We start from the raw sequence: 9615 nt of genomic DNA, 5'->3' as shown, positions 1-9615 counted from the left end.
TTCTTTCGTCTCGCAAGTGCCCACACAGATTGTCTGTTTCTTCTTTTTAAAGAGCTGACAGCTTTTTTTACCTCATCAAGTTTTGTTGATTTAGTTTGCTGTCTCAAGGGTTGCGTATGTTACTCACTTCACTTGATGTCGTCAACCCTTATTTTGGTTTTTTTATTATTTTTGGGTTGAGTGATTGCTTTTTATTCAAAACAAGGCGTTATAGTATAAATTTTATCTGATTTGTAACCTGTTTAGCTTTATCTATCGCATCGTTTATATTATTTGCTCTTGCTAATGCAACCCCCATTCTTCTTACCCCTTTAACCTCAGGTTTACCAAACAGACGTAAATCGGTCTGTTCAACGCGTAGTGCTTGGGCTAAATGAATAAAAGAAACTTGATTTGAGTCACCGTCTACCATTATTACAGCGGACGCACTTGCCCCATATTGTTCAATCGTTGGAATAGGCAACCCTAAGATAGCTCTTGCATGTAACGAAAATTCGGAAAGATTTTGTGATATTAAAGTCACCATTCCGGTATCATGAGGACGAGGTGAAACTTCACTGAACCATACTTGATCACCTTTTACAAATAACTCAACCCCAAATAATCCTCTACCTCCTAGCGCTTCCGTTATTTTTGATGCAATCTCTTTTGACAAATTTAGCGCTTGGTCAGACATATGTTGTGGTTGCCAGGATTCACGATAATCACCATTTTCTTGTCGATGCCCAATCGGTTCACAATAAGATACGCCATCAATATGTCTTACTGTTAATAAGGTAATTTCATAATCAAAATCGATAAAACCTTCAATGATAACTTTTCCACCGCCCGCTCGTCCGCCTTCTTGAGCATATCGCCAAGCTGATTCAAGATCATTATTGTTATGTATTAAAGATTGTCCTTTACCTGAAGAGCTCATCACAGGTTTAACCAAACAAGGAAAACCAATTTCATTAACGGCTTTTTCAAACTCTATAAAATTTGTCGCAAATCGATAAGGAGAAGTCGGTAATTTTAATTTTTCAGCGGCTAAACAACGAATCCCTTCTCGATCCATCGTTAATTGCGTTGCTTTTGCGGTAGGGATAACAGTAAAACCTTGTTGTTCTAATTCTACTAATGTATCTGTTGCAATGGCTTCAATTTCTGGCACGATATAATCTGGTTTTTCTTTTTCAATTACGCTTTTTAGCTCATGACCATTTAACATGTCGATAATATAGTAACGATGCGCAACTTGCATTGCAGGTGCGTTAGCATAACGATCAACGGCAATCACCTCACAACCAAACCGCTGTAATTCAATAACAACCTCTTTAGCCAGTTCGCCTGCACCACAAATTAAGACTTTTGTCGCCGTTACCGATAATGGCGTTCCTATTTTAGACATACTTTCCTCAACCACAATTATTTATTTGCAGAAACAAAAAATCGGGATAATTTCCCGATTTTGATTAATTTATTATTAGGCTTGGTATGGATCACGTAGAATCATGGTTTCACTTCGATCAGGGCCAGTTGAAATAATATCAATTGGCGTCTCGGTTAATTCTTCAATCCTTTTAATATAAGCTTTTGCTGCTTGTGGCAAAGCATCATAGCTTTTAATACCAAAAGTTGACTCGCTCCAACCAGACATCGACTCATAAACAGGTTTAACTAAGCTCCACTCTTCAGCCGAAGCTGGGGCGTTTTTAATCACATCGCCATTAGGTAATTGATAACCCACACAGATTTTAACTTCTTTTAATCCGTCTAATACATCAAGTTTAGTTAAACAGAAACCTGAAACTGAATTAAGTTGCACTGCTTTTCTAACAGCGACCGCATCAAGCCATCCTGTACGGCGACGGCGTCCTGTTGTAGCACCAAATTCATTCCCTTGTTTACAAAGATATTCGCCAACTTCATCGAAAAGTTCGGTTGGAAAAGGGCCCGCGCCAACACGAGTAGAATAAGCTTTTACAATTCCCAAAACATAACCGACATAACGAGGTCCGAAACCAGAACCCGTTGCTACCCCACCAGCAGTAGTATTTGATGAAGTCACAAAAGGGTAAGTACCATGATCAATATCAAGTAATGTACCTTGTGCACCTTCAAACATAATTCTTTCGCCTTTTTTGCGAGCTTCTTCTAGTAGTGCAGGAATATCAGCTATCATGGCAATTAAAATATCAGCAATCGCTAATGTATCATTTAGCACTTTTTGGTAGTCAACCGCTTCTGCTTTGTAATAGTTGACTAATTGGAAGTTGTGATATTCCATCACTTCTTTCAATTTTTCTGCAAATGCTTGGCGATCACGTAAATCACCGACACGAAGACCACGACGAGCTACTTTATCTTCATATGCCGGACCAATCCCACGACCTGTTGTCCCAATCGCTTTACTACCACGGGCTTTTTCACGAGCTTGATCCAGTGCAATATGATAAGGCAAAATCAAAGGACATGATTCTGAAATGAGTAATCTTTCTTTGACCGGAATACCTTTATTTTCTAACTCTTTCATCTCTTTCATTAAAGCATCAGGACAAAGTACAACTCCATTGGCAATGATACTAATAACATCATTACGTAATATTCCTGAAGGAATAAGATGTAATACTGTTTTCTCACCATTAATGACTAATGTATGTCCTGCATTATGTCCACCTTGATAACGGACAACATATTTTGCTTTTTCTGTGAGTAAATCAACAACTTTACCTTTGCCTTCATCACCCCATTGTGTTCCTAACACAACAACATTATTACTCATAGACTTTTACTCATTCTGTTAGTTATTAGATTTTAATTTCATGTATTGAAAAAATTCACTATCTGGACTAATGACCATTACATCATTACCAGAAAAACTTTGTTCATAAGCTTTTAAACTTCGAATAAAACTAAAAAATTCTCTGTCTTTACCAAAAGCATCCGCATAAAGTTTAGCTGCAATGGCATCACCTTCACCACGAATCGCACGTGATTGACGTTCAGCTTCCGAAAGTATTTTTGTTTCTTGTAATGTCGCTTCTGCTCGAGTCTCTTCGGCTTTTCTTACACCTTCAAAACGTTTATCTCGTGCAATAACTTCACGTTCAGCTCGCATTCTGGCATAGATAGAGCCTGAAACTTCAGCAGGAAAGTTAATTTGCTTAATTCGCACATCGATAACTTCAACACCAAATGCACGTAAGCTTGTTTTATTACTTTCTATTTCTTTATGTTCATCCGATGATACATTTTCAGTTACTTCTTGAACACCACCATTTAGCGCATCTTTAACACGATTCATCAAAGAATTACGAGATTGTGTATCCGCATTAGAATCATTGATAATATCTTTATTACTTAATTTACCAATCTCAGCACGTAAACGACCGTTTAGTCTTGCTAATAATAAATCTTCGACATTATTACCACCAGCGACTGTTTCATAATAACGATTGAAATCAATAATTTTCCATTGCACAAAATAGTCGACGATTAATTCTTTCTTTTGCACATTAAAAAATCGTTGTTCTTTATTGTTATTAGAGCTATTAGTCGTTTGAATTTTAGCATCAATTACTTTAACTGTATCCATGCCCGGGATTTTAAAATGTAAACCAGGTTCAGATAATCCAATGATTTTATTGAATCTTAAAACAACACCTCGTGTACCTTCTTCAATAACATAAACGCTTGAAATATATACACCAATTAATATTAAAACTATAGGAATTAATAATTTTCTCATATTTTTCTCCTTAACGTCCCATAGTCCGCGTAGTATTTCTTACGCTGTTTGAGTTATTACTACTGTTATTTGTTTTTGGTGATTCAGATGCCGTTTGAGACTGATTTTTTACAGCTTCAGAAGACACATTAAAATTATAATCACTCGTGATACTTGATGATGTTGGTGAATTAGAATTTGTCATTTCTTTATTTTGAAATAACTTTTCTAATGGTAATACCATAATGTTACCACTTTTATCATTAACAATAACTTTATTGGTTTTGGTTAATACTCTTTCCATGGTTTCAATATACAAACGTTCTTTAGTGATTTCAGGTGCTGCTTTATATTGAGGTAGGATTTTTTCAAAGCGTGCAACATCACCCGCAGCTTCAAGTTCAACACGTACTTTATAAGCATTAGCATCGGCCAAAATTCTCGCTGAGCGACCTTCTGCTTGTTGTACGATTTGGACTTTATCTGCTTCAGCCTTTTTAATTTCACGCTCACTATCACCTTGAGCACGGATAGCATCATCATAAGCATCTTGAACTTCATCTGGTGGACGCGCTACCTGAAAGTTCAAATCAACAATATTTATACCCATATCATAATGCGTAATCACATTGACCAATTCATCTTTAGTACTACTTTCAAGTACAGAGCGTCCATCAGAAATAATTGCGTCAATATTTGAACTACCGACAGCGGTTCTAAGTGCACTATCAGCCGCTTGTCGCAGACTATCTTCTACATTTGTGACATTAAATAAATATTTTAAAGGATTATTAATACGATATTGTACGTTCATCTCAACAAACACTAGGTTTTCACCTGTCGTGACGATAAATCCTTTTACATTGAAATTTTTAGTACCTTGAGTATCAACAGGATAAACTTTGTCTACTAATGGTATTCTCCAATTTAATCCGGGTTGAATAATTTCAGGTTGAACTTGACCAAAACGAGTAATTACACCACGTTGGCTTTGATTTATGGTGTAAAAACCACTTGCCCCCCAGATAAGGAGTAAAATGATAAGTATGACAACAATAATGACACTTAGCGGGAATTTATTAGCCGAAGATCCGCCATTGTTGCCTGAATTACCTTTTTTTAAGAGGTCATTAATTTTATCAAAAAAACCGCCAGGTAAGTTAGATGGTTTTTTGTTATTATTACCCCATGGATCGTTATCTTGTCCGTTATTGCCGGGCTGATTCCACGCCATATTTTATTTGCTCCATTAAACAATTAGTTGTTATTTTGCGTATTGATAAAGTATAACAGATCTGGCTCTTGTTTACACAAACGGTTCCATTCAATTGCAGGCATTCTTACATCTAAATGGAAGCTACCATCGCTATTAATTACTTCGTGTTCAACTGCATTTAGCTGATATAAACGGCTTCTTAGTTTTGCTAAATGAATTGGTAAGTTTAATTGGCAAACTTGAATTTGCCTAGCAAGTCTTTCTGTTAATGCCGTAAATAAGAGATCTAATCCTAAACCATTTTCAGCAGAAATCCAAACACGAATTGGTACACCATTTGAATCACGATCAATACTTGGCTGTTTATCTTCGATTAAATCAATTTTATTCATGACTAATAGTGTTGGAATTTCATCAGCGTCTATTTCCAACAAAACCTCTTCAACCGCTTGCATGTTATCTAAAAAGTTGGGATCAGCGGCATCAACAATGTGTAATAATAAGGCTGCTTCTTGAGTTTCAAGCAAGGTTGCTTTAAATGCAGCAATAAGATCATGCGGTAAATGGCGTATAAAACCAACCGTGTCAGCCAGCACGACTTCGCCTACATCATCAACAACTATTCGGCGTAAAGTGGGATCAAGTGTTGCAAATAACTGATCTGCGGCATAGACATCCGCTTGTGTTAATGCGTTAAACAGTGTTGATTTACCGGCATTAGTATAACCCACTAAAGATACAGTCGGAATATCTGCTTTATTTCGAGATTGTCTGTTTTGATTGCGCTGTTTTTCAACTTTGGCAAGTTTAGATAATATTAATTGAATACGATGACGAATTAATCGCCTATCGGTTTCTAATTGAGTTTCGCCTGGGCCTCTTAACCCAATTCCCCCTTTTTGTCGCTCAAGATGAGTCCAACCACGAACTAAACGTGTTGATAAATACTGTAATTGAGCTAATTCAACTTGTAATTTTCCTTCATGGGTTCTTGCACGTTGTGCAAAAATATCAAGAATCAATCCAGTTCTATCGATAACACGACATTCACACAATTTTTCGAGGTTTCGTTCTTGGGTAGGCGTTAGGGTATGATTGACTAAAATAACAGAGGCATCTAATTCTTTCACTTTTTCAGCGATTTCAATTGCTTTACCTTCGCCAATAAAATATTTGGCTTGAGGCGCCTTTCTTGAAGTTGTCACGATATCGAGAATATCTATCTGAGCTGAAGAAACTAATATTTCAAACTCTTTAAGATCCTCAATATCGCTTTCTTGGGGAAAGAACACATGCACTAATAAGGCGGATTCACCACCTTTATATCGTTCAAACAATCGAACTCTCCACTGAAATTATCAGCTTTCAGTTTCCTCTTCAGGCTGAGATACCAATCCTGAAATAGGTCTTGATGGTACGACTGTTGAAATAGCATGTTTGTAAACCATTTGGCTTACCGTATTCTTTAATAAAATAACAAATTGATCGAATGATTCAATTTGACCTTGTAATTTGATCCCATTGACTAAATAAATTGAGACAGGAATATGCTCGCGACGAAGCAAATTTAAATAAGGATCTTGTAATGACTGCCCTTTTGACATGAGTTTATCCTTTATAGATGAAATAATAATGAAGATAAAATAATTGTAAACGCAAAAAATAATATTTAATGCGACATAAGATACTTCTGTATTATCAAAATAACATAAAAAGCATCGCTATAAAACTAACGAAAAGCGATTAATGCACAAATAACTAAAATTTTAATGTATTTAAACTAAAAAATACAAAAATTATACCGAATCTTGACAATTATCCAAAAAATTTTAAGAAAATGCAATTTTCTATTTTAACTTAAAAGGTTAAAAAAGAAAATTAAAACAATTGACATCATTATATATTTTGGAAAACAGAATCCATATTATTCCCATTTAACCATGTGATTGGTTGCTTCCAGCCCCTTAGCCAGGTAATCTGTCTTTTCGCTAATTGCCGTGTGGCACAAATCCCTTTAAAGACCATTTCATCATAACTTATTTCACCACTTAAATATTCCCACATTTGACGATAACCGACACAACGTATAGAAGGTAAATTTGGATGTAAATCTCCACGTTCCATTAATCGTTTAACTTCATCTTCAAAGCCAAGTTCTAACATTTGTAAAAAACGTTGTTCAATACGTTGATGCAACTCCGCTCTATCTGGTGGCATAATGGCAAATTGCATAATATCGTAAGGTAATAGTTCTCCACTATGTTGTGTCAATTCAGTTAAACTTTTTCCGGAAATTAAATAAACTTCCAAAGCACGATTAAGACGCTGTGGATCATTAGGATGAATTCTACTTGCCGAAACGGGATCGACTTTTTTTAACTCTTCGTGAATTGACTGCCAACCATATTTATTGGCTTTTTCTTCAATTTGCTGACGTATTTCACTATTCGCTGCTGGCAGAGGTGAAAGTCCCTCAATTAAAGCTTTGAAATAGAGCATTGTTCCCCCCACTAATAGTGGAATTCGACCATTATTCAAGGTGTTTTCAATTGCTGAAATCGCATCAGACCGAAAATTTGCAGCAGAATAACTTTCAGACGGATCACAGATATCAATTAATTTATGAGGGTATATTTGTAATTCCGATTGTGTTGGTTTTGCTGTGCCAATATTCATCCCACGATAAATAAGCGCAGAATCCACACTAATTATATCAATAGGATAACGATCATAAAGTGCCATAGCAAAGGCAGTTTTACCTGATGCAGTTGGCCCCATTAACGAAATAATTTTTGGTTTACTCATAATAAAATTGATTGCGTAATAGTTTGAATATCAATAGGGTATAAAAACGTTTCTTGATTTAATAGTTTAATATCTATCTGTTCTAATTGAGCAAGCAATTGAATTACGTTAGCGACACTCCAACTGACCATACTGTTATCTTCGCATTCAATAGCTAACCAACTGGCAATTTGAGTAGGATCGATAGTTGTATTTTCAGCAGATAAAAAAGAAATTAAAGCAGGTAATAACTGTTGCCAATTTGTCGTACGTAACATTTTAGGAACGTTTTGCAAATGTAATTTTGCTTTTTCAAAATAAAAATCGAAGCCTAAAAAGGTTAATTGTGCTTTATAGTGCGTAAGAACTTGCTCTTCTTTGCGATTAATTAAAATTGTTAATGGAATCAGTAATTTTTCAGATTCTTGCGATAATAATTTAATCGCATTCACTTTTTGCTTTGCAACAGGTAGCTTCATTAACATTAGTTTTTGCTCACTGTCTTCATATTTTTCCAGTAATGCAATATCAGGTTGAATAACAGTTAAAACTCGACCAAATTGGACTAATGATGAACTATCAAATTGGTGTTGTAATGATGACTGTAAAGGAGTTGTTCGTTTCGGGAATAAAGTTTCAATCACCGCTTTTTGTGGTTCAGTAATGTGATGATCCTGTGGTAAATCAATCTGTTGTTTTTGCTCTTGATTCTGACGGTTTTGCTGAGCATCAACATTAACAAGTTGTCCGTACAGCGCATTATTTTCTTTTACATTATTGGTTATCTTTTGAGGAAATGGCTTATTCGTAGAATAAGGTAACGGGTTGGTTTGTCGATTGAAAATATTATCACCCGCCGCTTGTCTATTCGGTGTAAAAGCGATTTTAGTTTGGTTATCTTCTAAAGGTAATGTGGATTCAACTGACGACTCCAGTGCCATAACAATAGCTTGATAAACAAAATCATGAACAAGTCTAGCCTCATGAAAACGAACTTCATGTTTAGCTGGATGAACATTGACATCAACTTGCTTTGGATCAAGCTGTAAAAAAACAACATAACTTTGTTGTTCGTTCGTTCGGTTTACATAAGCTTGTCGTAAAGCATGATTGAGTAATTTATCTTTAATTACGCGCCCATTAACATAAAAATATTGTAGATCGCTAACTTCATTACTAGCAACCCATCCTTGAATCAACAAATCATCATGTTGCCAATCTAACTTTACTGCTTTTTGAATGAAAGCACGACCACACACTGATTCAACGCGCTTATCTAACTCAGATGCACGATATTGTTTAACTAATTTACCATTATGTTGCAAGTTAAATGTCACATCAGGACGCGCCAACGCAATACGTCTGATAAACTCTTCAATATGCATAAATTCCGTTTTTTCGGTTTTCAAAAAGCGACGTCTAGCAGGTGTATTATAAAATAGATCCAACACTTCAACTGTTGAACCCACTGGATGTGCTGCAGGTTTAATGGTGGGGGACATATCACGACCTTCAGCATAAACTTGCCAGGCTTCAGATTGTTCAACAGTACGAGAAGTTAACGTTAATCGAGAAACTGAACTAATACTAGCAAGCGCTTCTCCTCTAAATCCCAGACTTACAATCGCCTCCAAGTCGTCTAAAGTATTAATTTTACTTGTTGCATGACGAGCTAACGCTAAGGCTAATTCACTCTTATTAATTCCACAACCATTATCTCGAACGCGGATTAATTTACATCCACCCTGTTCCAAATCAATATCAATTTGCGTACTACCAGCATCTAAACTATTTTCAATTAATTCCTTAATAACCGATGCCGGACGCTCTACCACTTCGCCAGCTGCAATTTGATTTGCTAACTGAGGTGATAGAATATGAATAGCCATTAATGTCTTTCTCCAAA

General features: G+C 35.9%; 8 protein-coding genes. All 8 read right to left on the bottom strand.

What is annotated here, in order from left to right; all coding sequences use genetic code 11:
* Positions 1–208: 208 nt before the first annotated feature.
* The 8 genes from purT to mutL all read right to left on the bottom strand — a co-directional run bounded on the left by purT (position 209) and on the right by mutL (position 9598).
* A complete protein-coding gene (purT, locus tag J3U35_RS07480; protein ID WP_267351189.1) occupies positions 209–1390 on the bottom strand; it encodes a formate-dependent phosphoribosylglycinamide formyltransferase in 1182 nt (393 codons plus the stop codon).
* A gap of 75 nt (positions 1391–1465) precedes the next feature.
* The gene (locus tag J3U35_RS07475; RefSeq protein WP_267351187.1) at positions 1466–2764 is read right to left on the bottom strand and encodes an adenylosuccinate synthase; all 1299 of its coding nucleotides are present in this window, start codon (positions 2762–2764) and stop codon (positions 1466–1468) included.
* 18 nt (positions 2765–2782) lie between these two features.
* Entirely contained in the window at positions 2783–3730 is a 948-nt protein-coding gene (gene hflC, locus J3U35_RS07470) for a protease modulator HflC (RefSeq protein WP_267351185.1), read from the bottom strand.
* Between the two features lie 10 nt (positions 3731–3740).
* Positions 3741–4943, bottom strand: coding sequence for an FtsH protease activity modulator HflK (gene hflK, locus J3U35_RS07465; protein WP_267360542.1), 1203 nt, complete (start codon positions 4941–4943; stop codon positions 3741–3743).
* 23 nt (positions 4944–4966) lie between these two features.
* On the bottom strand, positions 4967–6262 hold the full coding sequence (gene hflX / locus J3U35_RS07460) for a ribosome rescue GTPase HflX (RefSeq protein WP_267360540.1): 1296 nt from the start codon (positions 6260–6262) through the stop codon (positions 4967–4969).
* Positions 6263–6283: 21 nt separating this feature from the next.
* The gene (gene hfq / locus J3U35_RS07455; protein ID WP_220216206.1) at positions 6284–6529 is read right to left on the bottom strand and encodes an RNA chaperone Hfq; all 246 of its coding nucleotides are present in this window, start codon (positions 6527–6529) and stop codon (positions 6284–6286) included.
* A gap of 292 nt (positions 6530–6821) precedes the next feature.
* The gene (gene miaA / locus J3U35_RS07450) at positions 6822–7730 is read right to left on the bottom strand and encodes a tRNA (adenosine(37)-N6)-dimethylallyltransferase MiaA (RefSeq protein WP_267360538.1); all 909 of its coding nucleotides are present in this window, start codon (positions 7728–7730) and stop codon (positions 6822–6824) included.
* Positions 7727–9598 (bottom strand): DNA mismatch repair endonuclease MutL, encoded by a 1872-nt coding sequence (mutL, locus tag J3U35_RS07445; RefSeq protein ID WP_267360536.1) that lies wholly within the window; start codon positions 9596–9598, stop codon positions 7727–7729. The genes miaA and mutL overlap by 4 nt, the downstream gene beginning before the upstream one ends.
* Positions 9599–9615 lie beyond the last annotated feature (17 nt).

The sequence above is a fragment of the Gilliamella sp. B2717 genome (assembly GCF_026536675.1).
Classification (GTDB): domain Bacteria; phylum Pseudomonadota; class Gammaproteobacteria; order Enterobacterales; family Orbaceae; genus Gilliamella; species Gilliamella apicola_I.
The sequence above is the reverse complement of the archived record's forward strand: the minus strand, read 5'-3'. Positions and strand labels throughout refer to the sequence as shown.